The organism is Oleiphilus sp. HI0061 (assembly GCF_001635675.1).
Map to the genome: position 1 here is coordinate 1 of NZ_LWFE01001692.1, position 1,246 is coordinate 1,246.

General features: G+C 42.9%; 1 protein-coding gene and 1 pseudogene. Both read left to right on the forward strand.

The window, feature by feature from the left end; all coding sequences use genetic code 11:
- Nucleotides 1-179 precede the first annotated feature (179 nt).
- Nucleotides 180-866 (forward strand): tRNA-uridine aminocarboxypropyltransferase, encoded by a 687-nt coding sequence (locus A3735_RS26060; RefSeq protein WP_068509490.1) that lies wholly within the window; start codon nt 180-182, stop codon nt 864-866.
- 29 nt (nt 867-895) lie between these two features.
- Nucleotides 896-1,246: pseudogene (locus A3735_RS26065) on the forward strand (RNA pseudouridine synthase); the annotation flags it as partial.

Consider the following 1,246-nt stretch of genomic DNA (forward strand, 5'->3'; position numbering starts at 1 on the left):
TGATTGGCTTATCTGGAAGGGCGGATTCGTTTAATAAAAAGGTTTGAATTATTAAGTAATTAAGATGCCATTAAAGTTAAACTAAGCAGACCAGCCTGTAAAACGCCTAAGTGCGTGTTTTATTATGGTTTACAATTCAGTCATTAGAATCCTTAAAATTGCAAAGAAGTCGGAGAGTTATGCACCTTAATGCAGTCTCAAAATTACGAGATGAGCAGAGTAAAAAGATACATCGGCCTTTTTCTGCTCGTGGTAGCAAGTTAGAAAGGTGCCCGTCATGCCTATTAGTTGAGCATCATTGCATCTGTGCAGAGCGACCCGTTGTTGAGGCTGCTTGTGCATTTTGTTTTATTCTCTATCAGGGGGAAGTATTTAAGCCCAGTAATACCGGACGCATCATCGCAGATCTTATCCCTGACAATTATGCTTTCCAGTGGCAACGTACCGAGCAGGAGGCTGCTTTGCGCGATCTATTGGAGAATCCAGATTACTTTCCTATCGTGGTCTTTCCTCATGAGTATGCAGAAGCTGATCAGTGTATTCGAAACCCGGTTGAAATAGAGAGTCAAGTGCATGGCAAGAGGCCTTTATTTATTATCTTAGATGGAACTTGGCGAGAGGCTAAAAAAATGTTTCGTAGTGCTTATCTTCGGCCTTTTCCTGTGTTGGGGATTAGCCCTGAAAAGGTGTCAAATTATCAGCTGCGCGAAGCATCACAGGATCATCAGTTATGTACGGCCGAAGTGGGTGTTGAAGTACTGAAGTTGGCGGGTGAGCATGAAGCTGCGCAAAGCTTGGATAAATACTTTAAACTCTTTCGAGAGCGTTATTTGGCGGGTAAGGCGAATATCATTCTTAAACGCTAATATTGTGTCTTTAATCTAAGGTTAATAATGTGACAGAAATAGTCGAATTCAAACTAACGCTCGATGAAAGTAATTGCCACATTAAGGCAAGCCAGATACTCGCCAGTCATACGAATCTCTCGCAAGCCAAGATAAAAGACGCCATGCAAAAAGGCGCTGTATGGTTGCATCGAGGGAAGGGGAAGCAGCGTTTAAGGCGAGCTAGTAAGGCGCTAAAGGCTGGTGATGAGCTTGAACTTAATTATAACGCTGAAGTTCTCAGGCAAGCTATCCCTGAACCAAAGTTGATCCATGATGCTTATGATTACAGTATTTGGTTCAAACCCTATGGCCTGAACTGCCAGGGAAGCCGATGGGGAGACTTTGCCAGTATTAATCGT